This window comes from Kitasatospora sp. NPDC004723, from assembly GCF_040609255.1.
Classification (GTDB): Bacteria; Actinomycetota; Actinomycetes; order Streptomycetales; family Streptomycetaceae; genus Kitasatospora.
Genome location: NZ_JBEXJT010000001.1, coordinates 561,788 through 581,887 on the forward strand (window position 1 = coordinate 561,788; position 20,100 = coordinate 581,887).

A 20,100-nucleotide genomic window follows, 5' to 3' on the forward strand; every position below is an offset into this window, starting at 1 on the left:
AGTCGGACCCGCCGACTTCCCACTCCGCCGGTTGATCTCGACAGGGGCGGCCGTCCCGTCTGAGTGCCGCTACTCAAGCCCTCCGGTATGTGGTCGGCGCCGCCTTCGGACAATGGCGCAGGTCGAAGGGTGACGGGGTTTCCTCGAAGCCGCCGTCGGGGCTTGCGCTCATCGCCGTGCCCATTGTTCTTCCCGCCGCGCTCGGCGTGGGCTTCCTTCGGGTCGGCCTGCCGGTCTCCGCCGGTATCCAGTTCGCCACGGGCTGCGCGTTCGTACTGGTGCTCCCGACCCTCTTTGTGGCGGGCGCCGTCAGGGAGCGCCGTGCGAATCGCGAGCGGGGGGCAGCGGGCGCTCGTGATCGCCGCCCGCCACCCGGCAGCATCGTCGTTCCCGGCGGCTACGGCGACTCCCCCGATCAGTGAACCGCTCCGCCAGTGGATCGGACAGAACTCCGGCAGACGGTGTGTCAGAAGCGGTCGTTAGCGTGGAGGTGCTGTGGGCCGGATTCGGGCTGGACGTAGGAGCGACCGACTGTGGGCGGAACCGGGTGGACCTATCGAACGCGTTGGCTCGGCAGCTTCGCCGACTCGCTTGAGGCGCTGAAGCTGGAGGTGCTCGCCGGCGGTGACTACCAGTACCGGCCCATGGAGGGCGAGATGCCGCCCGCGACGGTCGCGGAGTTGATGGACCTCCTGGCGGACGGGGAGGGGATGGAGGGCGGCACTCATTCCATCCTCGACATCTACGAGTTCGGGGATCCGGCCGCGCTGGACGCCGACCTGCGCGGCGGGACCTACTTCCACCGGCTCTACCCCGTGGCGGACCACGAGGTGCTGGCCCTCTTCGGCACACCGCGGCCCACCCTCGCCGACTGGTCGCGGATCGAAGAGGACGACGCGCACAACGGTTTGGCCCCTGGGCGTTGGATGGGCCGCTGCACGGTGCTCCACGTCGCCGACCGGCCGGACGAGGTGGTCTTCTGGGGCTCTTCGGGCTATTGAGAAGCACCAGCCGGACCGTCGTGCTCAGTCGTCCTCGTAGTACCTGTCGTAGCCGGCCGCGAACTCTTCCACCGAGAAGCCCTCGAACGCGCCCCCCCGATTCGAGGTAGCGGAGTCGGTTCAGCACCGCCGGGGCGGAAGGTGAGGGGTGGGCCTCGAGGTGGGATTTCGTCATCTCGATCCCGTGGCCGAGAAGGAGCTCGACGTCGATCGAGCACGCGGCGTCGAAGCTCGCCTTCCGCGCGCTCCAGATGAGCAGGGCGTCGTCGAGGTCACCACTGTTGAACAGCTGGACACAGCAGAGCTTCATCAGTTCGGTGTCGCCCTCGCCCTGGGCGCGCCGCTCACGTGCCGTGTGCTCGCCGAGCAGTTCGCGGATCTCGTCGAGGTGCGCGAGGGCGGGGCGGAGGCCGAAGCGGTGCAGGCTCTGCTCGTCGTCCATCGGTGGTCTCCCTTGATCGGCCGGGCCCGTCAACCGCCGAGGCGGAGGGCGTAGTAGGCGTGCAGGGCGGCTTCGGCGCCGGAGCCGGTGGCGGTCATGATGCGTTGGGCGCGGGGGGAGCGGAGGTCGCCGGCGGTGAGGATGCGGGGGTGCTGGCGGTCGGGCGGGCAGTAGCCGTCGGGGGTGGGGGTGAGGTCGCCGGGGAGGGCGGCCGGGCGGACGCCGAGGTTCACGAACACGGCGTCGGCCTCGAAGGTGCCCAACCCGCCCGCCGTGATGCGGCCTTCGGGGGTGGGGCGGAGGGTGAGAGCGTCGAGCTGGAGGAGGGTGGCGCGCGGGTCGGCGCGGACCTCGTCGGCCTTGTAGGCGTCGGCCGGCGGGTGCGGGACGATCAGGTCGAGCGGGGCGTCGGGGTGGGCGCGCAGCAGGGTGCCGAGGGGGCGGTCGGCGCCGAGGACGAGGGCGCGGCGGCCGGACAGGCGGGTGACGTCCGCCTCCCAGAGCGGTGGCGGCGCCAGGCCCGGGGCGGAGCCGAGCCAGCCGGCCTCCTCGGGACGGGCCGCCCGCACGCCGGTGGCGGCGACGGCGTAGCGGCCTCGGACGGCGGCGCCCGAGGCGAGCCGGACGGTGACGCCCTCGTCGTCGGCGCGCAGTTCCGCCGCCGGGGTGCCGAGCAGCAGGTCGCAGGAGTCGGCGACCCGCCGGACGTCCGCCGCGAGGGCGTCGGCGTAGGCGGTGCCGGTGGTGAAGCCGAGGACGTTGGCCACCGCCGGGACGCGCCGCAGGGTGGCGCCCAGGCCGCGCCCTTCGACGAGCGCCGAGCGCAGTCCGACGCTCGCGGCCATCACCGCCGCCGCGCAGCCGGCCGGGCCGCCGCCGACGATCACCAGGTCGTACGGGGTGCTGGACGGCTGGGTCATCCGGGCAGCGTAGCGGCCGCCGGTCGGAAATGCCGTTGCCGGGACGGCCGGTGGCGTCCTAACCTCGCCGCAACACGTCGACGGAGACGAGTACCTCCGGGCCCCGTGAGCCGAGAGAGCCGCCGGCTGCTGTGAAGGCGGCCTCGCGTCCGGGAGGGAAGACACTCCGGAGTGCGGGGAGGAAATGCCCCGCCGGCCGGCCCCCGTCACCGGGCCGAACGAGGCCGCCGCCCGCCCCGGCGACGGTGGCGAAAGTGCGGTGGCACCGCGAGTCCCCTTCTCGCCCGCACTCCCAAGGGATCACCACGACGCCCCCGGAGGGCCGCGATGATCCACCCCAGCACCACCGACATCCCCAGCACCGCCGACATCCCCAGTACCGCCGACCCCGCCCGCGTCCTGGCCGCCGAACTGCCCGGCCGGATCGGCGACACCGTCGAACTCGCCGGCTGGCTGCACCGCCGCCGCGCGCTGAAGTCCGTGACCTTCCTCGTCCTGCGCGACCGCTCGGGCCTCGCCCAGGTGGTGGCCCCCGCCGGGACGGCCGACCTGCCCGAGGAGACGGTGCTGCGCGTGCGCGGCACCGTCACGGCCAACGCCCAGGCGCCGAACGGCGTCGAGCTGACCGGCCCGGCCGTGGAGGTGCTCGCCCGCCCCGTCGCGGCCCCGCCGTTCGACCTCTTCCGCCCGGCCGTCCCGGCCGCGCTGCCGGTCGTCCTGGACGGCGCGCCCGTCACCCTGCGCCACCCCCGGCTGGCGGCGCTGCACCGCGTCTCGGCGGCCTCCGTACACGGCTTCCGGGCGGCGCTCGACGGCCTCGGCTTCACCGAGATCCACACACCGAAGGTGGTCTCCTCGGCGACCGAGTCCGGCGCGAACGTCTTCGCGCTGGACTGGTTCGGGCGCGAGGCGTACCTGGCGCAGTCGCCGCAGTTCTTCAAGCAGGCGATGGTCGGTGTCTTCGAGCGGGTCTACGAGACCGGGCCGGTGTTCCGGGCCGAACCCCACGACACCGCCCGTCATCTGGCCCAGTACACCAGCCTGGACGCCGAGCTGGGCTTCGTCGCCGACCACCGGGACGTCATGGCGGTGGTGCGCGCCGCCCTCGCCGGAATGGTCGGGGCGGTCGCCGAACGGGCCGGGGACGCGCTCGCGGTCCTGGGCGTGGAGCCGCCCGTCGTGCCGGAGGAGATCCCGCAGCTGCACTTCGCCGAGGCGATGCGGATGCTGGGCGCCGACGAACCGGACCTCGCGCCGGCGCACGAGCGGTGGCTCGGCGCGTGGGCGCAGCGCGAGCACGGCAGCCCGTTCCTGTTCGTGACCGGGTACCCGATGCGCAAGCGGCCGTTCTACACCCACCCCGAGCCGGGCCGGCCGGAGTACTCCAACAGCTTCGACCTGCTCTTCCGCGGACTGGAGCTGGTGACCGGCGGCCAGCGGCTGCACCGGTACGAGGACTACCTGGCGGCCCTCGCCGCCCGCGGCGAGCCGGCCGGGCCGTACGAGGGGTACCTGCGGGCCTTCGCCCACGGCATGCCGCCGCACGGCGGGTTCGCGCTCGGGCTGGAACGCTGGACGGCGCGGCTGACGGGGGAGGAGAACGTCCGCCGCACGGCCCTCTTCCCGCGCGACGTGCACCGGCTGACGCCGTGAGCTGAGGCGCCCGGACGCCGCCGGGTGGCACCCCGGTCCGAGGGGCGCCACCCGGCGGCGGACGGCGGACGGCAGGTGGGGGCTCAGCCCTGCTGCGGCGCCTGCGGAGCCTGGGGAGCCGGCGGGTACTGGGCCGCCTGCGGCTGGTACGGAGAAGCCGGCGGGTACTGACCGCCCTGCGGGTACTGGGCGTTGGGCTGGTACGGCGAGGCCGCCGGGACCGGCGGCGCGGCCGGCGCGGCCGGTGTCTGGGAGCGTGCGACCAGGGCCTTCACCGCGTTGGCTATCAGCGCCACCGGCAGGATGAACGCCTTGAAGAACAGCGTGTACGTGCCGCCCTCGAAGACGAACGCGAGGTAGTACGCGTAGCCGGTGAAGCCGAGGCCGGCGAGCAGGTTGAGGAGGCGCCAGCCGATCTTGAGGCCACCGAGGTTGACGGCGCCGATGACCAGCAGCGCGATGCCGCTGACGGCGAGCAGCACGACGTACCAGGAGAAGAGCGGCTCGGCGTCGAAGTCGAGATTCACGAAGGTGATTCCTGTGGTTCCGGGGGACGGGCGGAACGCTCGGGGCGGACCGCCGGGGACGAGTGCGCACAGTACTGGAGCCCGCCGACATCCGTCCTCACGATTTCGTCACGGTGTCATCGCCGAATCCGCCCGGCGAACCTCCTTCCCACCCCTTGAAAACCGCTCAGGAAGCGTCCGCGCGTTCGGATATGATGCGCCCGTCGCTGGTGGTTGGGGGGCGAAGCAGCGACCCGGGTGAGAGTCCCGGAGCGGCCCCCCACCTCGGCGAACCGCCTGCTGCCGGGTTCGTCGGGTTCGCCCGCCTTTCTTCCGTGAGGTCTCCCTTGCGTACTCAGCCCCGCAGATCCCTCGCCCTCGCCGCCGCCACCCTGGTCTCGGGCGTGGCCCTGACCGCGGCCGCCCCGGGCGCTGCCGCGCTGCCGCTTTCCGGCGGAGCCACCGGGACGACGGTGCGGCAGGCGGCCCAGGGCCAGGCCACCCCCGGGCCGGCCCTCGGCCCCCAGGAGCAGCGCGGCCCGGTGACCACCACCCTCACCGCCTTCCCCACCACCCTCACGGCCGGCGGCCCGGCCGCCGAGTTCGTCGCCACCCTGCGCAACTCCGCCGACCACGCGGTCAACGTCACCACCGGCTTCACCGTCGGCGCCATCGACTCCGGCGTCCGCGAGACCCAGCTCAAGCTGGACTACCAGGCCCCCGGCGGCGGCGCCTGGAAGCCCGCCGCGCTCAGCCCGGGCGCCGCCGTCGGCGCCACCTGGGACCTCGACACCTTCGCCACCCGGCTGAGCCTGCCCGCCGGTTCCTCGGTGAGCTACCGGCTGCGGATCGCCGTCACCGCCGACGCGCCCGCCGGCCGGGCCACCGGCGGCTTCCGGGCGATGGTCTCCGACCCGACCCTGCCGCCGGAGAGCCGGATATCCGAGGCGAACACCGCGCCCCAGGAGTTCACCACCGTCGCCGCCCCCACCGGCACGCCGACGTCCGCCCCCGCGCCCGGCGTGCCGTACCTCGGCCTGGACGCGGTGCCCGCCGCCTTCACCTCCGGCGGCGAGGCCAGGCCGTTCCGGCTGACGCTCACCAACCGCAGCGGCAAGGACGTCGCCTTCCAGCCCGAACTCACCCTCCGGGGCGCGGCCCTGCCCGCGGCCGGGGCGGTCGCAGTGGACTTCCAGACCCCTGACGGGCAGTGGACGGCGGCCACCGTCGACAGCGGCCGGACGGCGGCCGGGACGGCCACGCTCGTGCTGCGCCTGCCGGACCGGGACGCCTCCCCGGTGCGCCTGCGCGACGGCGAGTCCCGGACGCTCAACGTGCGGCTGGCGTTCGGTCAGGACGTCCCGTCGGGCGTCGTGTCGGTGCAGTTCGCCGGGACCAGCCTGCCCCTCGCCGGGGGCGGCGCCGGGGTGCCGGCCGCCAGCTCGTCGGTCGACGTCACCGTGGCCGCACCCGCGCCGGTCACGCCGACCGCCGCACCGAGCCCCTCCGCCACCGACGGCGCCGCCCCGACCGTCCCCGCCGAGCCGTCGGCCACCGCGCCGAGCACGTCCGGTGGCGGCGGCCCGGCGGTCGCCCTCGCGGCGGTCACCCCGACCCCGGAGGCGAGCGGCTCGACGGCGGCCGTCCCGGCGACGCGGACCCCCCAGCCGTCGGAGGACGCGCCCACCGCCCCGGCGCCGGCCGTCACCGTGACCGTGGCGGCCCCCGCGCCGTCCGTGGACCTCGCCTCCACCGGCGGCTCGTCCACCAACACCCCGATGGCGATCACCGGTGCCACCTCGATCGCGATGGGCATCGGTACGCTGCTGGTGGCCCACCGCCGGCAGAAGGCCCGCCCGGCCCTCGCCGCCCGTGCGCCCCGCCCGGCCGGCGGCCCGGGGACGGGTCCGGGGACGAACCCGGGGACGAACCCGGGGGTGAGTCCGGGAACGAACGCCGCCCCGCGCCCGAACCCCGCCCCGCGCCCGGTGCGCGGCCCGGCGGCGGGCCCCGGCGGGGCGGCCGGACAGGGGTGAGCGAGCGATGACCGACCACGAGGTGCTGCACGTGTTCTGCGGCCCGGACGGCGACCACGGCAACGCGCTGGGCGTCGTGCGCGACGGCGCCGCCGTCCCCGGCGAGCGCGACCGCCAGGCGATCGCCCGGGAACTCGGCTTCAGCGAGACGGTGTTCGTCGACGATCCGCGGCGCGGCGTCATCGACATCTACACCCCGGGCCTGCGCCTGCCCTTCGCCGGCCACCCGTGCGTCGGCGCCGCCTGGCTGCTGGGCGTGGACCGGCTGGTCACCCGGGCCGGCGTGGTCGGCGTCCGGCACGACGGAGCGTTCACCCGGATCGCCGCCCCCGCCGCCTGGGCCCCGCCGCGCACGCTGCGCCGGCACGCGACGCCGGCCGAGGTGGACGCCCTGGCGGTGCCGCCGCCGGGCGAGTGGATCTACGCCTGGGCCTGGCAGGACGAGGCGGCGGCCACCGTCCGCGCCCGCGCCTTCCCGGGCCGGGACGACGGCATCGACGAGGACGAGGCCACCGGGGCGGCCGCGATCCTGCTGACCGCCGAACTGGGCCGCGGTCTGACGATCACCCAGGGGCGCGGTTCGCAGCTCGTCACGGGCATCACGCCCGACGGCCTGGTCGAGGTCGGCGGCCGGGTCCGCCGCGCGGGCTGAGCAGGGGGCGTGGAGGAGCCGCAGTTCGACGCCGTCGTCACCCGGGTGGGCGAGCGCAGGATGGCCGTCTACCAGGTGCTCCGCGCACGGGGCGAGCTGAACCTCTGGGAGATCAAGTGCCTGCTGGACCGGGCTCCGGTCCGCGTCGAGGAGCACTACCTGTCCGATGTCCGCCGGACGGCGGAGCGGCTGCGCGGGGCCGGGGCCGAGGTCGCGCTGTCCTGCCTGGAGTGCGGCCGTCCCGCCCCCGGGCCGGGGGAGTCGATCGACCCCGGGCCGTGCGACGCCGCGGGGTGGCCGTGGTGTCCGGCGAGCGCTTCCGGGCCTCAGTGCCCGTGGCTGGAGACCGGCTCGGGGTAGACGGCGGGGACCGCCGGAGCCGGAACCGGAGCCGGGAGCGGCGCGGAGGACGGAGCCGGAACCCGGGGTGCCGTGGCGTGCCGCAGCAGGAAGGAGCGGCCGGCGGGGACCAGGGCGAGGTGGACGGCCGCGACGCCGACGACGGCGAACAGGATGTGGTCCACGTTGAGCACATGGCCCGGGGCCCAGGAGGAGAGGAACTCCAGCGCGGTGGCCAGCAGGGCCGAGGCGCCGGTGGTGCGCAGGAAGGACGGCAGCCAGCGGGTGGTCAGCCGGCCTCCGGCGAGCGGGAGGAAGAAGCCGAGCGGGCAGAGCAGCAGCAGTTCGCCGAGCACCTGACCCCCGCTGGAGGAGCGGAGCGAGCCCAGTGGCGTCAGGTTGGCATCGTCGACCCAGGCCACCGGCAGCGGTCTCAGCACCATCCAGCCCACCAGCGCCAGGTGGAGGGTGAGGCCGAGCAGACCCACCACCCGTAGTGGACGCTGGGAACGATGGACGGCCGTCGCCCGTCCGGTCTCGGTCCGCACGCCGGCACGCTCCTCACGTGGCCTGGTGCCATCTCGCTGCACGGGGGGAAGGACGTGCACCGGCGGCGTGACGGTTCCATGCCCGGTGTGAACTTCGCATCGCGCGCCGGGAATCCGGCGGAGGCCGCGGGGGAGCCGCCCGGTGAACCGGACGGCCCCCGCGGCCCGCGCGATCAGCGGCAGGGCGCCGTGGTGGAGGCGGTGGGCGACGGCAGCGCGCCGAACACGTTGTCCGCCGGCGGCGTCGGCGACACCACGACGGGCGACGGCGAGGCGGTCGGCTGCACGCCGGGCGGCCCGGTCGGCGCACCGGTCGGCGCACCGGCCCGCACCGTGGCGGCGTGGGCCGGTGCCTGGGCGGCGGCCCCCACCCCCGCGGTCGGCGTCGGCGCGCTCGGTGCCGTGGGTATCCGCGCCACGGTCGGGCAGGCGGTCCGGCTGGCGGGCGCGCCCGCGTCCACCGGGACGGCGGTCGGGCGGATGCCGCAGGCGGTGGCCAGCGCGGCCAGCCCCAGCAGCGCGGCGGCGGCGAACGGGCGTCGTCTCACTGGGCACCCTCCTCGGGGGCGGTGTCGGCCGGCGGCGGAGGCGGTGGGGTCCGCGGCAGGGTCAGCGTGAACACCGCGCCGACCTCGCCGTTCGCGGCGGTGATGGTCCCCCCGTGGATCTGCGCGTTGGCCATCGCGATGGACAGGCCGAGGCCGCTGCCCTCCGAACGCGCCCGCCCCTTGTCGGCCTTGTAGAACCGGTCGAAGACGTGCGGCAGCACGTCCTCCGGGATGCCCGGACCGCTGTCCGACACCTCGACGACCACGCTGTCCCCGTCCTCCCGCACCCGCACCCGCACCGGCGAGCCGCCGTGCTTGAGCGCGTTGCCGATGAGGTTGGCGAAGACCACGTCCAGCCGGCGCGGGTCGACCACCGCCCGCACCCCGCGCGGCGCGTCCAGCTCGACCGCGTCGTACCAGGCCCGGCCGTCGATGCAGGACATGATCAGGTCCGCGATGTCCACCTCGTCGGCGACCAGCTTGGCCGTGCCGGCGTCGAAGCGGGTCACCTCCATCAGGTTCTCCACCAGGTCGGACAGCCGGCGGGTCTCGCTGACCACCAGCCGCACCGCCGGCTCGATCATCGGGTCCAGCGACTCCGCCTCGTCCTCCAGGATGTCCGTCACGGCGGTCATCGCGGTCAGCGGGGTGCGCAGCTCGTGCGACATGTCGGCGACGAACCGGCGGCTCTGCGCCTCGCGCGCGCTCAGCTCCTCCACCTGCTCGTGCAGCGACTCCGCGGTCCGGTTGAAGGTCCGGGCCAGATCGGCGAGTTCGTCCGAGCCGTCGACCTCCAGCCGGGTGTCCAGATGGCCCTCGCCGAGGCGCCGGGCCGCGTCGCCGAGCCGGCGCACCGGCCGCAGCACCGTCGCCGAGGCCGCCTGCGCGAGCAGCGCCGAGCCGATCAGCGCCAGCAGCGTGGCGATGGCCAGCGACCAGCCGAGCGTGTTGAGGTCGGCCCGCTCGTTCTCCAGCGACTTGAACATGTACGCGGTCGGGCCGGTCGGCACCACCTTGGTGCCGCCGATCACGAACGGCCGGCCGTCGAGGTTCTGCCGCTGCCAGTACAGGTGGTACGTGTACGGGTTGGAGTCGGTGATCTCGCGCGGCTTGCCGACCGCGGTCTGCAGCGCCGTCGGCACATTGGCCAGCGTGTACTGCGAGGGGCTGGAGGAGGCGATGCAGTCCGGCAGGGCCGGGTCCGCCACCACCACGTCGTAGCTGAGCCCGGAGCTCGCGACGATGCTCGCCAGCGCGTTCAGGTCCTCGCAGGTGGCGTTCAGCGGCAGGTTCGACACATTGCGGCTGAGCGAGACCCGGAAGTCGTTGAGCGCGGTGTCCTGCGCGCGCTTGAGCACCGCGTCGCGGTTGAGCCAGTACGCGATGCCGGAGGCCGAGACGGCGGTGAGCAGCGCGACCGCCGCGAACACCGCGATCAGCCGCACGCGCAGCGAGCGCAGCCGTCGCCACGGGCCGGAGGAGAACCGGGCCGTCGTCTGATGGTTGGTCACGGGAGCCTGTCGTTGCGGAAGGTCAGTGCGCGAGGCGGGATATCGCCCGCGCCGGACGGGGAGCGGCGGTCACGCCGGAGGGTCCAGCCGGTAGCCGACGCCGCGCACCGTGCGGATCAGCGTCGGGGCCGAGGGCACGTCCTCGACCTTGGCCCGCAGCCGCTGGACGCAGGCGTCCACCAGCCGGGAGTCGCCCAGGTAGTCGTGCTCCCAGACCAGCCGCAGCAGCTGCTGGCGCGACAGCGCCTGCCCGGGCCGCCGGCTGAGCTCCAGCAGCAGCCGCAGCTCGGTCGGGGTGAGCTGGAGGTCCGCGCCGTCCTTGGTGACGGTCATCGCCGCCCGGTCGATCACCACGCTGCCGTAGACCGAGGAGTCCGAGCTCTCCCGCTCGCCGCGCCGCAGCACGGCCCGGATCCGGGCGTCCAGCACGCGCGGCTGCACCGGCTTGACCACGTAGTCGTCCGCACCCGACTCCAGGCCCACCACGACGTCGATGTCGTCGGAGCGGGCGGTCAGCAGGATGATCGGCAGCTGGTCGGTGCGGCGGATCCGGCGGCACACCTCGAAGCCGTCGATGCCGGGCAGCATGACGTCGAGCACGATGAGGTCCGGCCGCTGCTCCTTGAAGAGCCGCAGACCGTCCTCGCCGGAGGCGGCGGTGGCCACGCGGTGGCCCTGGCGGGTGAGGGCGAGTTCGAGGCCGGTGCGGATGGCGTCGTCGTCCTCGATCAGAAGGAGGAAAGGCACGGCCTCATTCTGGCTCACCCGGAGCGGGTAATCACCCCCCATCCACCGTCCCGGGCCGGGGCACCGCCCGCGCGGGAGCGCCCGGGAACCGGAACGCCCGTGACCGGCGTCCGTCAACAACGGGAGCGTGTTCGGGACGAAAGGCCCGGCCCTGTGACAGCCCTGTGACAGTCGACGGACAGCGCCATCACAACCGGCGGGCAGGATTTTCGATGTCGCCGCAGGACAGCGGGCCAATCGGCCGGCCGAGGCGGCGGCGACGGAACTCGAACCGACCAAGGGGGCGCACGATGAACGCCACGCTTCAGACCCGGACCAACCCGGCTGTCCGCACCGCGCGTTCATCGGCCACCGCCTTCCTGACCCGGCCGGCGGCCGGGACCGAGGAGAGCTCCGGTGCCGTGATCGCACGGGGGTGCGCGCACAGCACCGGTGGAAGCACTGTCGCCCGCCGGGTGAGCGGCGGCGGCAGGACGGGGGAGCTGTACGGGATCGGCCAGCGGGGGAACGCGGCCGACTCCGCCTCCACCTTGACGCTGCGGGGGGTCCTCCCCATCCGCGTCGAGGACAAGGACGCCCTGGGGGGGAACCGGGGCATCGGGGGGACCGGCCTGCGGAAGGCCGACTCGGGGGAGTCGGCCGGCCGCGAGGCCGCCGGTGCGACGCTGCTGCGGCTGAGCCCGGTGGCGGCGCCCGCCACCGGGGCGCAGCGGACCGAGGTGCAGCGGACCGAGGCCCGGCGGGACGAGGCGCAGGGGGAGCGCCCCGCCGTCGCCGAGGACCACGTCACCGAGTTCACCGCGTACGTGCGCGAGCGCCGCGCCTCCCTGTACGCCACCGCCTACCACCTGACCGGCGACCGCTACGAGGCCGAGGACCTGCTGCAGAGCGCGCTCTTCAGCACCTACCGCGCCTGGGGCCGGATCACCGACAAGGCCGCGGTCGGGGGCTACCTGCGCCGCACCATGACCAATCTGCACATCTCCGCCTGGCGGCGCCGCAAGGTCAACGAGTACCCGACCGAGGAGCTGCCGGAGACGGTCGGCGACACCGACGCGATGGGCGGCACCGAGCTGCGCGCCGTGCTCTGGCAGGCGCTGGCCAAGCTGCCGGAGAACCAGCGCACCATGCTGGTGCTGCGCTACTACGAGGGCAAGACCGACCCGGAGATCGCCGACGTGCTCGGCATCAGCGTCGGCACGGTCAAGAGCAGCATCTGGCGCGCGCTGCGCCGGCTGCGCGACGACGAGCAGCTGAACACCTCGGGTGACACCCTGCGGGCGTTCGGCGAGCTGGTCGCGTAGCGGGAACCGAGGCGTTCCGGCCCGCCGTGGGGGTGGGGCCGGACGGGACTCCCGTCGGGGGACGGGTAGCAGGACGGACGCGGTACGGGTGGCGCCGGCTCGGGGGAGCGGCGGCACCGGGAGGGGAACCACGGACGTCCGGGGAAGGCGGCGGGTCCGGTGCGGGGGAGACGCACCGGCCCGCCGTTCCGCGTTCCCGGTCGCCGCGTCAGACCGCGGACAGCTCCCCGGCGGCGGCCGCCGCGCGGATCCGCCGTCCGGCCTCCGGCCCGGCGCACGGGTGGGCGCCCAGCGCGACCTGCCGCCCGACGATCTCCCGCTCGGCCCGCATCAGCCGCCAGCCGCGCCGCAGCAGCACCGGCAGCGACTTGCGGCCCTCGCGGACGTCCCGGCGCAGCCGCCACCAGGCGGTCGTCAGCGCGCCGTTGCGCAGGCACAGGGCGTCGCCGAGCAACTCTCCGGCGGCGCAGTCGGCGGTGATCTCGGCGGCGAAGATGCCCTCGGCGACAAACGCGCCGGCCCCGTCGAGCTCCAGCACCCGGGTGGAGACGCGGCCGTTGTCCGGGATCGAGTACACCGGCACCTCGGCCCGGCCGGTGGTGCACAGCTCGCGGATGGCCTCGACGGCCTGCTCGCGGTGCCAGGCCAGCGGGGAGTCCCAGTCCACCGCGCCGTCGGGCAGCCGCGGCAGGCTCGGGTCGTTGCCGTCCTTGTAGAAGTCGTCGAGCTGGAGCACCGGCAGGCCGCTGCGCTCGGCGAGCGAGGACTTCCCCGATCCGGAGGGCCCGGCGAGCAGGACCACCCGGGCGCGGGCTATCGGCACAGGGTTCAACGGGGAGTCACTCACGGGACACCAGTCTGACGCATCGGGGCCCGATGCCGAAACCGGTCGGATCCCCCGGATCCCCCGGATCCCCCGGATCCCCCGGATCCCCCGGATCCCCCGGATCCCCCGGATCCCCCGGATCCCCCGGATCCCCCGGATCCCTGGGAGGAAGCACCCCGGGAAGAAGCGGGAGGAAGTCGACGGACCCGCGCCAGGGGGGGAGAGGCGCGGGTCCGTCCTGTGACCGTCCGGGCCCTGGGGGGGAGAGGGCACGGGGGACGGCCAGTCTGTGGAGTTGTGTCACCAACTCGCGGCCACGGAGTGCAGCCGCTGCGGGGATCCGGTGGTCAGATCCCCATCGGGTGCCAGACCGTCTTGGTCTCCAGGAAGGAGAGTAGCCGGTCCGTTCCGGGAGCATTGGTCCAGTCCTGGGCGAACGGGTCCAGCTCCGGGCGGATCACCCTCTTCAGGGTATCTGCGGCAAGCGCTTCCAGCGCGCCCGCCGCGCCGGGACCGTCGGCGGCGATCGCGCCGGTGAGGTCCAGGGCGTTGACGTCCTGGTGCGAGGCCAGGGTCGGCGCGATGTCGGCGGTCCGGCCGGACAGCAGGTTGACCACGCCGCCCGGGACGTCCGAGGTGGCCAGCACCTCGCCCAGCGACAGCGCGGGCAGCGGGGCGTCGGCCGCGGCCGCCACCACCACGGTGTTGCCGGTGGCGATGGCCGGGGCGATCACCGACACCAGGCCGAGCAGCGAGTGCCCGTAGCCGGCCTGCGGGGCGACGATCCCGACCACGCCGGTCGGCTCCGGGGTGGAGAGGTTGAAGTAGGGGCCGGCGACAGGGTTGGCGCCGCCCGCGATCTGGGCCACCTTGTCGGTCCAGCCCGCGTACCAGACCCAGCGGTCGATCGCCGCGTCCACCAGGGCGGCGGCCTTCTTCGGGCCGATGCCCTCGGAGAGCGCCACCTCGGCGGCGAACTGCTCGCGGCGGCCCTGCAGCATCTCGGCGACCCGGTACAGCACCTGGCCGCGGTTGTACGCGGTGGTGCCGGCCCAGCCCTTGACCGCCGCGCGGGCGGCCACGACCGCGTCGCGGGCGTCCTTGCGGGTCCCGAGCGGGGCGTTGGCCAGCCACTCGCCCTTCGCGTCCGTCACCTCGTACACCCGCCCGCTCTCGGAGCGCGGGAACTTCCCGCCGACGTACAGCTTGTAGGTCTTGAGGACATCAAGACGGCTCACGACATCAGACATCGAGGTAGGCCTCCAGACCGTGCCGGCCACCCTCGCGGCCGTAACCCGACTCCTTGTAGCCGCCGAACGGCGACGTCGGGTCGAACTTGTTGAAGGTGTTGGCCCAGACCACGCCGGCCCTGAGCCTGTTCGCCATCCAGAGGATGCGCGAGCCCTTCTCCGTCCAGATGCCGGCGGAGAGCCCGTAGGGGGTGTTGTTGGCCTTCTCGACCGCCTCGGCGGGGGTGCGGAAGGTCAGCACCGACAGCACCGGGCCGAAGATCTCCTCCTGGGCGATCCGGTGGGCCTGGCTGACACCGGTGAACACGGTCGGGCGGAACCAGAAGCCGGCGCCCGGCAGCTCGCAGGCGGGCGACCAGCGCTCGGCGCCCTCGGCCTCGCCGGCCTCGGCCAGCGCGGTGATCCGGGCCAGCTGCTCGGCGGAGTTGATCGCGCCGATGTCGGTGTTCTTGTCCAGCGGGTCGCCGACCCGCAGGGTGCCCATCCGGTGCTTCAGCGCGGCCAGCAGCTCGTCCTGGACCGACTCCTGGACCAGCAGGCGCGAACCCGCGCAGCAGACGTGGCCCTGGTTGAAGAAGATGCCGTTGACGATGCCCTCGACGGCCTGGTCGATCGGCGCGTCGTCGAAGACGATGTTCGCGGCCTTGCCGCCCAGCTCCAGCGACAGCTTCTTGCGGGTGCCGGCCACCTGCTTGGCGATGGCCCGGCCGACCGGGGTGGAGCCGGTGAAGGCGACCTTGTTGACGTCCGGGTGCGCGGTGAGCGCGGCGCCGGTGCGGCCGTCGCCGGTGACGATGTTGACGACGCCCTTCGGCAGACCGGCCTGACGGCAGATCTCGGCGAAGCGCAGCGCGGTCAGCGGGGTGGTCTCGGCCGGCTTCAGTACGACCGTGTTGCCGGTGGCCAGCGCCGGGGCGATCTTCCAGGCCAGCATCAGCAGCGGGAAGTTCCACGGGATGACCTGGCCGGCCACGCCCAGCGGCTTCGGGTTCGGGCCGAAGCCGGCGTGGTCCAGCTTGTCGGCCCAGCCCGCGTAGTAGAAGAAGTGCGCGGCGACCAGTGGCAGGTCGACGTCGCGGGTCTCGCGGATCGGCTTGCCGTTGTCGATCGACTCCAGCACCGCCAGCTCGCGGCTGCGCTCCTGGATGATCCGGGCGATCCGGAACAGGTACTTGGCGCGCTCGCTGCCGGGCAGCGCCGACCAGTCGGCGAAGGCCTTGCGGGCGGCGGCGACCGCGCGGTCGACGTCCTCCTCGGTGCCCCGGGCGAACTCGGCGAGCACCTGCTCGGTGGCCGGGTTGACCGTCTTCAGAGCCTCGCTGCCCGAGGAGTCGACGAACTCGCCGCCGATGAAGTGGCCGTAGGAGGCGGCGATGTCGCCGGCCGCGGCGGGCGACTCGGGCGCCGGGGCGTACGTGAAGAGGCCGCCCGCCGGCTTCTGGGCCGCGGGTTCCTCGGTGTTCTTCTTCTTGGCCATGGTGATCAGTCCACCGTCACGTAGTCGGGGCCGGAGTACCGTCCGGTGGTCAGCTTCTGGCGCTGCATCAGCAGGTCGTTGAGCAGGCTGGAGGCGCCGAAGCGGAACCAGTGCGGGGTCAGCCAGTCGTCGCCGAGGGTCTCGTTGACCATCACCAGGTACTTCATGGCGTCCTTGGTGGTGCGGATCCCGCCGGCGGGCTTCACGCCGACCTGCACGCCGGTGGCCGCGCGGAAGTCGCGGACCGCCTCCAGCATCAGCAGGGTGACCGGCGGGGTCGCGTTGACGGCGACCTTGCCGGTGGAGGTCTTGATGAAGTCGGCGCCGGCCAGCATCGCCAGCCAGGAGACCCGGCGGACGTTGTCGTAGGTCTGCAGCTCGCCGGTCTCGAAGATCACCTTGAGGTGCGCGGCGCTGCCGTCGGGACGGCGGCAGGCCTCCTTGACCGCGACGATCTCGTTGAAGACGTCCAGGTAGCGGCCGGAGAGGAAGGCCCCCCGGTCGATGACCATGTCGATCTCGTCGGCGCCCGCGGCGACCGCGTCGGCGGTGTCGGCGAGCTTGACCGGCAGCGCGACGCGCCCGGCCGGGAAGGCGGTGGCGACCGAGGCGACCTGGATGTCGGTGCCCCGCAGCGCCTCCTTCGCGGTGGCGACCATGTCCGGGTAGACACAGATCGCGGCGACGCGGGGGGTGCCCGGGTCGGTCGGGTCGGGGTTCCTGCCCTTGGCGCACAGCGCGCGCACCTTGCCGACCGTGTCCGCGCCCTCCAGCGTGGTCAGGTCGATCATCGAGATGGCCAGGTCGATGGCGTACGCCTTGGCCGTGGTCTTGATCGAGCGGGTACCGAGAGTGGCGGCACGCGCCTCCAGGCCGACCTGGTCGACACCGGGCAGGCCGTGCAGGAAGCGGCGGAGCGAGGCCTCGGACGCAGCGACGTCCGCGAGACCGCTGCCCGCGACGCCTTGGGCGTTGGCTGCAAGAGTGGACATAGTCACCACACCAGCATATCTACGCGCGTAGTCCGTCGCTAGGCCCGGAACGCATCGATGCCGGACCGAGACCTGCGGGTGTGATCGCCGCCCCTGTGGATACCCGGGGGCATGCGGCAGAATCGTCGACATGACCGATTCCGACGGCAGGCCCCACCAGGGCCCGGCCGGCTCCGATGGTGAGCCCGTGTACGCCGACCGCGTGTACCGCTCCGTTCCCGGCGTGATCTCCGGTGTGCTGCTGCTGGCCGTGGCGGCCTGGCTGATCGGGGACGCCGCCCTCAACGGCACCGGCAAGACGCCGTGGGTGTCGCTGGCCGCCGTCCCGGTCTTCGCCCTCCCCGTCATCGCGTACACACTGCGCCCCGCCGTCCGCGCCAACGCGCGCCGGCTGGTGGTGCGCAATCCGCTGCGCACCATCACCGCCCCCTGGGCCTCGGTCGACGCGCTGCGCGCCGGGTACTCGGTGGAGCTGCTCGCCGACGGCAGGAAGTTCCAGGTGTGGGCGGTGCCGGTGTCGCTGCGCCAGCGCAAGCGCGCGGCCCGCGCCCAGGACCGCGCCGGCCGGCCGCAGCACACCTCCCGGCTCGGCCTGATGTTCGGCCAGGGCGGCGCCCCGTCCGGCCCCGGCGTGCAGGGCTCGTCGGACCCCACCCGGGCCTGGTCCGACCAGGTGGTCAACATCCTCCAGGAGATGGCCGAGCGCAACGCCTCCCACCCCGACGCCACCGGGCCGGTCGAGGTCCGCTGGTGCTGGTGGATCATCGCCCCGACCCTGGCCGGGCTGGCGGCGCTGATCACGGTGATCGCGGTCTGAGCCGGCCGAACACGACGGAACGCACGGAAGGGCCCGCCGGGAACGGCGGGCCCTTCCGTGTGCCGGGGCGGCGTCCGGAGTCAGCCGACGGCCCGGACGTAGACGTCGTCGGCGCCAGCGAACCCGGTGTCCAGGTCCAGGGCGAAGATTCGCCGCTCCGGCCCGCCCGGGGGCTCGGGCAGCAAGGCGCCCTGCGCCGGCTCCTCGCCGGGCAGGGCTGCCGCGAGGTCCGGCGGCAGCGGCGCCGGGGCACCGGGCGCCGGCAGGTCGTAGACGCGGACGAAGTCGTCGAGGTTGCTGTCCGGCCCGCCGCCGAGCCGGTAGTGCAGGTACGCCACCCGGGGCCCGCCGGGCGGACCGGCCAGCACGGCGGCCTCGGGCACGTAATACCGGCCCTTGCCGGGGTGCTGGCGGTGGTGGAGGCCTGCCAGCCGCTGGGCGCGGTCGGTGTCGCTCTCACGCAGGTCGGTCATCCGCGCCCCCTGCTCCACCGTCCACCCCGCCGCCGCGGCGAGCACCGCGCACAGCACCAGCAGGCCGCCGGCCGGCCGGCGGCCCTTGGGCCGGGCTCCGCTCATCCTGGTTCCCCCTTCACTGGCCGAATCCCATCACAGCGGGGGACCTTCCGCAGCGGGATCGATCGAGTGCCTCCCGGGCGGGCCGGGAGGCACTCGATCGCCGAGGCTGACCCGCCGGAACAACGGCCGGGTGGCTGCACTGCCTGGGACTGGTCCCTGGACCGAGGAGCCCGCGCAGGTGGTGGGTCGGCATCACACCTCGAGGAGATCTGCTGCCGCTGTCAGGTGATGGCGGACGACTTTGATGGATCCGGGGTCGTTGGCCGGGTCGTTGATCCATCGGTGTGCCTGCTCGAGGAACCACTCGACCGCCCAGACCCGGTGCCAGCCCAGCGCCCACGCCTCCGGGGGCAACCCACCGCGGTGGGTGAGCGCGGCGCGGGGCCCTCCCGCGGCGATGTAGCCGTCGATGAGTCCGCGCAGGCGGGCCGGGTCGGGGGACCGCCTGATACTGAGGCCCTGCCAGGACGCGAGGTCCAGCAGGCCCGGCCCGGTGAAGGAGCGGGCGAAGTCCAGCAGATGCCGGCCCCGGGGGCCGATGTGCAGGCTGGACGGGTGGAACTCGGAGTGCACCCAGCCGAAGGGAGCGGTCATCGCCCCGGCAGCCTTCCTCTCCGCGGCGTGCGCGAGGGCGTACAGGATGCCGGCGAGGTCTTCGGTCCCTTCCGTCCAGCGGTCGGCGGCCTGCAAGCGTCGCAGGTGGCCCAGGGATTTGCCGGGCAGGGCCACCAGGGCGCTCTCCTCCAGCACCGGTAGTGACGGCTGCGGGGCGGCCGCGTGCAGGAACGCGGCGGCTGTCGAGGCCTCGTCGTCGGTGGCCTCGCGCCACGGGTCGCCGAGGTCTTCGAGCACCATCGCCAGCAGGCCGCCGCGCTGGGCCGAGCCGAGCACGCGGGGCACCGGGACGCCGGCCCGTGCGGCTGCCTGCAGGGTCCGGCCCTCGCCGGTGAACGGCTCGCACGCGTACTTCAGGACGGCGGTGGTGCCGTCGGGGAAGACCAGCCGTTCGACCCCTGACATGGACCAGACTCGTAGGGGAAGCCGGGCCGGCGTCCCGCGGCCGGTGTCGGCGATCTCGCACAGGAGGCCGCTGATCAGGTCCGCGTCCATGGGTGGGACGGTCATCTCCCGGCCGGCGAGCGGTCGTGTCGGTGATCGCGCCAGGCAAGCGCGGAGAGAGCCATGGACCGTGTCCACGACGCGGCTGGCGCCTGGGTGTGGACCTCCTGCCAGTAGTGGGCGTTGGCCTCGGCGAAGGCGAGGAGGACCCGGGGGTCCGCGGCTTCGAACGCCGGCAACCGGGACGCCCACCGCTCGGCCTGTTCAGGGGTGTGCCCGGCGTCGATCAGACGCACGGCCCAGACGGCCGGGTCGGCCCAGGCCGGGCCGCGGGTCGGCCAGGCCCAGTCGATGAGGTGGGCGGTGCGGTCGACCAGGACGTTGTGCGGGGCCATGTCGGTGTGCAGAAGCGCGTCCCCGGCGAACAGCTCCGGGGTGTCGCTGTATCCCGCGAACCGCTGGGTGAAGCTCAGCAGCGGGATGTCCGGGCAGGGGGTGCGGGCGAGTTCCGTCAACGCGTCGACGACCAGGGGCAGGTCGGGGCTGCCGGGAGCGTAGTCGGCGAGGTGCCCCTCGATCGCTTCGAAGCCGAGCAGGTCCCAGCCCCCGGCCTGCAGGTGCCAGAGCAGCCGGGGGGACGACTTCGGCAGGTGCGGGTTGACGGCGGCTTCGCGCAGTTGCGTCTTGACCTGCCGGTGGTCGACCGGGATGCCTTTGATGAACACCTCACCCGAGGTGGTCAGGGCTTTCACGGCGACACCGGAGTTCGCCCCGGTGGACGCATCGGCGGCGGCCAGGAGGGGACCGGTGTGCTCCTGCACGGCCGCACGGGCAGCGGGCGGAAGATGGTGCCAGGCGAGGCGGGTCATCGACACTGATGAACTCCAGAAAGGC

Annotated in this window: 22 protein-coding genes; 9 read left to right on the forward strand and 13 right to left on the reverse strand. The window is 74.0% G+C overall.

The genetic code is table 11. From position 1 onward, the window contains the following. Nucleotides 1-89: 89 nt before the first annotated feature. From ABZW10_RS02700 to ABZW10_RS02710, 3 genes are all read left to right on the forward strand, one after another. Nucleotides 90-422 carry a hypothetical protein gene (locus tag ABZW10_RS02700; RefSeq protein WP_355358664.1) on the forward strand — a complete coding sequence of 111 codons (333 nt, stop codon included), beginning with the start codon at nucleotides 90-92 and terminating at the stop codon, nucleotides 420-422. A gap of 111 nt (nucleotides 423-533) precedes the next feature. Next, a complete protein-coding gene (locus ABZW10_RS02705; protein WP_355358667.1) occupies nucleotides 534-1,001 on the forward strand; it encodes a hypothetical protein in 468 nt (155 codons plus the stop codon). 148 nt (nucleotides 1,002-1,149) lie between these two features. Further along, nucleotides 1,150-1,497 (forward strand): hypothetical protein, encoded by a 348-nt coding sequence (locus ABZW10_RS02710; protein WP_355358670.1) that lies wholly within the window; start codon nucleotides 1,150-1,152, stop codon nucleotides 1,495-1,497. On the opposite strand, the gene ABZW10_RS02715 is transcribed toward ABZW10_RS02710, so the two are convergent. After that, the gene (locus tag ABZW10_RS02715; protein ID WP_355358673.1) at nucleotides 1,473-2,363 is read right to left on the reverse strand and encodes an FAD-dependent oxidoreductase; all 891 of its coding nucleotides are present in this window, start codon (nucleotides 2,361-2,363) and stop codon (nucleotides 1,473-1,475) included. The two genes, ABZW10_RS02710 and ABZW10_RS02715, sit on opposite strands and share 25 nt — an antisense overlap. 327 nt (nucleotides 2,364-2,690) lie before the next feature. Here ABZW10_RS02715 and aspS point away from each other — a divergent pair, with 327 nt between their 5' ends. Next, entirely contained in the window at nucleotides 2,691-4,016 is a 1,326-nt protein-coding gene (aspS, locus tag ABZW10_RS02720; protein ID WP_355358676.1) for an aspartate--tRNA(Asn) ligase, read from the forward strand. Nucleotides 4,017-4,099: 83 nt separating this feature from the next. Here the strand turns inward: aspS and ABZW10_RS02725 are convergent, their stop codons facing one another. Further along, nucleotides 4,100-4,543, reverse strand: a complete 444-nt coding sequence (locus tag ABZW10_RS02725) for a hypothetical protein (protein WP_355358679.1) — start codon at nucleotides 4,541-4,543, stop codon at nucleotides 4,100-4,102. A gap of 326 nt (nucleotides 4,544-4,869) precedes the next feature. Between ABZW10_RS02725 and ABZW10_RS02730 the strand changes: the two genes are divergently transcribed. Genes ABZW10_RS02730 through ABZW10_RS02740 form a run of 3 tightly spaced genes read left to right on the forward strand, consistent with a single transcriptional unit; the run spans nucleotide 4,870 to nucleotide 7,570 of the window. Next, nucleotides 4,870-6,558 carry a hypothetical protein gene (locus ABZW10_RS02730; protein WP_355358682.1) on the forward strand — a complete coding sequence of 563 codons (1,689 nt, stop codon included), beginning with the start codon at nucleotides 4,870-4,872 and terminating at the stop codon, nucleotides 6,556-6,558. A 7-nt stretch (nucleotides 6,559-6,565) separates the two neighbouring features. Beyond that, nucleotides 6,566-7,210, forward strand: a complete 645-nt coding sequence (locus ABZW10_RS02735; RefSeq protein ID WP_355358685.1) for a PhzF family phenazine biosynthesis protein — start codon at nucleotides 6,566-6,568, stop codon at nucleotides 7,208-7,210. A gap of 9 nt (nucleotides 7,211-7,219) precedes the next feature. Then, entirely contained in the window at nucleotides 7,220-7,570 is a 351-nt protein-coding gene (locus ABZW10_RS02740; RefSeq protein WP_355358688.1) for a ribosomal protein L7/L12, read from the forward strand. On the opposite strand, the gene ABZW10_RS02745 is transcribed toward ABZW10_RS02740, so the two are convergent. The 4 genes from ABZW10_RS02745 to ABZW10_RS02760 all read right to left on the reverse strand — a co-directional run bounded on the left by ABZW10_RS02745 (nucleotide 7,537) and on the right by ABZW10_RS02760 (nucleotide 10,903). After that, entirely contained in the window at nucleotides 7,537-8,097 is a 561-nt protein-coding gene (locus ABZW10_RS02745; RefSeq protein ID WP_355358691.1) for a VanZ family protein, read from the reverse strand. The genes ABZW10_RS02740 and ABZW10_RS02745 overlap by 34 nt on opposite strands. 173 nt (nucleotides 8,098-8,270) lie before the next feature. Then, nucleotides 8,271-8,645, reverse strand: coding sequence for a hypothetical protein (locus tag ABZW10_RS02750; RefSeq protein WP_355358694.1), 375 nt, complete (start codon nucleotides 8,643-8,645; stop codon nucleotides 8,271-8,273). Further along, nucleotides 8,642-10,156, reverse strand: coding sequence for a HAMP domain-containing sensor histidine kinase (locus tag ABZW10_RS02755; protein ID WP_355358697.1), 1,515 nt, complete (start codon nucleotides 10,154-10,156; stop codon nucleotides 8,642-8,644). Before ABZW10_RS02755 ends, ABZW10_RS02750 begins: the two co-directional genes overlap by 4 nt. Before the next feature lie 69 nt (nucleotides 10,157-10,225). After that, complete coding sequence (locus ABZW10_RS02760; RefSeq protein WP_350553901.1) at nucleotides 10,226-10,903, reverse strand: response regulator transcription factor; 678 nt, start codon at nucleotides 10,901-10,903, stop codon at nucleotides 10,226-10,228. Between the two features lie 290 nt (nucleotides 10,904-11,193). Here ABZW10_RS02760 and ABZW10_RS02765 point away from each other — a divergent pair, with 290 nt between their 5' ends. After that, a complete protein-coding gene (locus ABZW10_RS02765; RefSeq protein WP_355358700.1) occupies nucleotides 11,194-12,207 on the forward strand; it encodes a SigE family RNA polymerase sigma factor in 1,014 nt (337 codons plus the stop codon). A 208-nt stretch (nucleotides 12,208-12,415) separates the two neighbouring features. Here ABZW10_RS02765 and ABZW10_RS02770 read toward each other — a convergent pair whose 3' ends face one another. From ABZW10_RS02770 to deoC, 4 genes are all read right to left on the reverse strand, one after another. After that, nucleotides 12,416-13,054 carry an ATP-binding protein gene (locus tag ABZW10_RS02770; protein ID WP_355358703.1) on the reverse strand — a complete coding sequence of 213 codons (639 nt, stop codon included), beginning with the start codon at nucleotides 13,052-13,054 and terminating at the stop codon, nucleotides 12,416-12,418. Between the two features lie 326 nt (nucleotides 13,055-13,380). Continuing rightward, nucleotides 13,381-14,283 carry an aldehyde dehydrogenase family protein gene (locus ABZW10_RS02775; protein ID WP_355358706.1) on the reverse strand — a complete coding sequence of 301 codons (903 nt, stop codon included), beginning with the start codon at nucleotides 14,281-14,283 and terminating at the stop codon, nucleotides 13,381-13,383. Continuing rightward, the gene (locus tag ABZW10_RS02780; RefSeq protein ID WP_355358709.1) at nucleotides 14,276-15,760 is read right to left on the reverse strand and encodes an aldehyde dehydrogenase family protein; all 1,485 of its coding nucleotides are present in this window, start codon (nucleotides 15,758-15,760) and stop codon (nucleotides 14,276-14,278) included. Before ABZW10_RS02780 ends, ABZW10_RS02775 begins: the two co-directional genes overlap by 8 nt. 5 nt (nucleotides 15,761-15,765) lie before the next feature. Next, nucleotides 15,766-16,752 carry a deoxyribose-phosphate aldolase gene (deoC, locus tag ABZW10_RS02785; protein WP_355358712.1) on the reverse strand — a complete coding sequence of 329 codons (987 nt, stop codon included), beginning with the start codon at nucleotides 16,750-16,752 and terminating at the stop codon, nucleotides 15,766-15,768. A 130-nt stretch (nucleotides 16,753-16,882) separates the two neighbouring features. Between deoC and ABZW10_RS02790 the strand changes: the two genes are divergently transcribed. Next, complete coding sequence (locus tag ABZW10_RS02790) at nucleotides 16,883-17,569, forward strand: PH domain-containing protein (protein ID WP_355358715.1); 687 nt, start codon at nucleotides 16,883-16,885, stop codon at nucleotides 17,567-17,569. An 80-nt stretch (nucleotides 17,570-17,649) separates the two neighbouring features. Here ABZW10_RS02790 and ABZW10_RS02795 read toward each other — a convergent pair whose 3' ends face one another. The 3 genes from ABZW10_RS02795 to ABZW10_RS02805 all read right to left on the reverse strand — a co-directional run bounded on the left by ABZW10_RS02795 (nucleotide 17,650) and on the right by ABZW10_RS02805 (nucleotide 20,075). After that, a complete protein-coding gene (locus ABZW10_RS02795; protein WP_355358718.1) occupies nucleotides 17,650-18,147 on the reverse strand; it encodes a hypothetical protein in 498 nt (165 codons plus the stop codon). A gap of 192 nt (nucleotides 18,148-18,339) precedes the next feature. Next, the gene (locus tag ABZW10_RS02800; protein ID WP_355358721.1) at nucleotides 18,340-19,272 is read right to left on the reverse strand and encodes an aminoglycoside phosphotransferase family protein; all 933 of its coding nucleotides are present in this window, start codon (nucleotides 19,270-19,272) and stop codon (nucleotides 18,340-18,342) included. Next, nucleotides 19,269-20,075 (reverse strand): aminoglycoside phosphotransferase, encoded by an 807-nt coding sequence (locus tag ABZW10_RS02805; RefSeq protein WP_355358948.1) that lies wholly within the window; start codon nucleotides 20,073-20,075, stop codon nucleotides 19,269-19,271. Before ABZW10_RS02805 ends, ABZW10_RS02800 begins: the two co-directional genes overlap by 4 nt. Nucleotides 20,076-20,100 lie beyond the last annotated feature (25 nt).

Excerpts from the sequence above, each read along its gene's own strand:
- ABZW10_RS02715 (WP_355358673.1), bottom strand. The coding sequence starts at position 2,363 with ATGACCCAGCCGTCCAGCACCCCGTACGACCTGGTGATCGTCGGCGGC.
- aspS (WP_355358676.1), top strand. The coding sequence starts at position 2,691 with ATGATCCACCCCAGCACCACCGACATCCCCAGCACCGCCGACATCCCC.
- ABZW10_RS02735 (WP_355358685.1), top strand. The coding sequence starts at position 6,566 with ATGACCGACCACGAGGTGCTGCACGTGTTCTGCGGCCCGGACGGCGAC.
- ABZW10_RS02765 (WP_355358700.1), top strand. The coding sequence starts at position 11,194 with ATGAACGCCACGCTTCAGACCCGGACCAACCCGGCTGTCCGCACCGCG.
- ABZW10_RS02775 (WP_355358706.1), bottom strand. The coding sequence starts at position 14,283 with ATGTCTGATGTCGTGAGCCGTCTTGATGTCCTCAAGACCTACAAGCTG.
- ABZW10_RS02780 (WP_355358709.1), bottom strand. The coding sequence starts at position 15,760 with ATGGCCAAGAAGAAGAACACCGAGGAACCCGCGGCCCAGAAGCCGGCG.
- deoC (WP_355358712.1), bottom strand. The coding sequence starts at position 16,752 with ATGTCCACTCTTGCAGCCAACGCCCAAGGCGTCGCGGGCAGCGGTCTC.
- ABZW10_RS02790 (WP_355358715.1), top strand. The coding sequence starts at position 16,883 with ATGACCGATTCCGACGGCAGGCCCCACCAGGGCCCGGCCGGCTCCGAT.
- ABZW10_RS02795 (WP_355358718.1), bottom strand. The coding sequence starts at position 18,147 with ATGAGCGGAGCCCGGCCCAAGGGCCGCCGGCCGGCCGGCGGCCTGCTG.
- ABZW10_RS02800 (WP_355358721.1), bottom strand. The coding sequence starts at position 19,272 with ATGACCGTCCCACCCATGGACGCGGACCTGATCAGCGGCCTCCTGTGC.
- ABZW10_RS02805 (WP_355358948.1), bottom strand. The coding sequence starts at position 20,075 with ATGACCCGCCTCGCCTGGCACCATCTTCCGCCCGCTGCCCGTGCGGCC.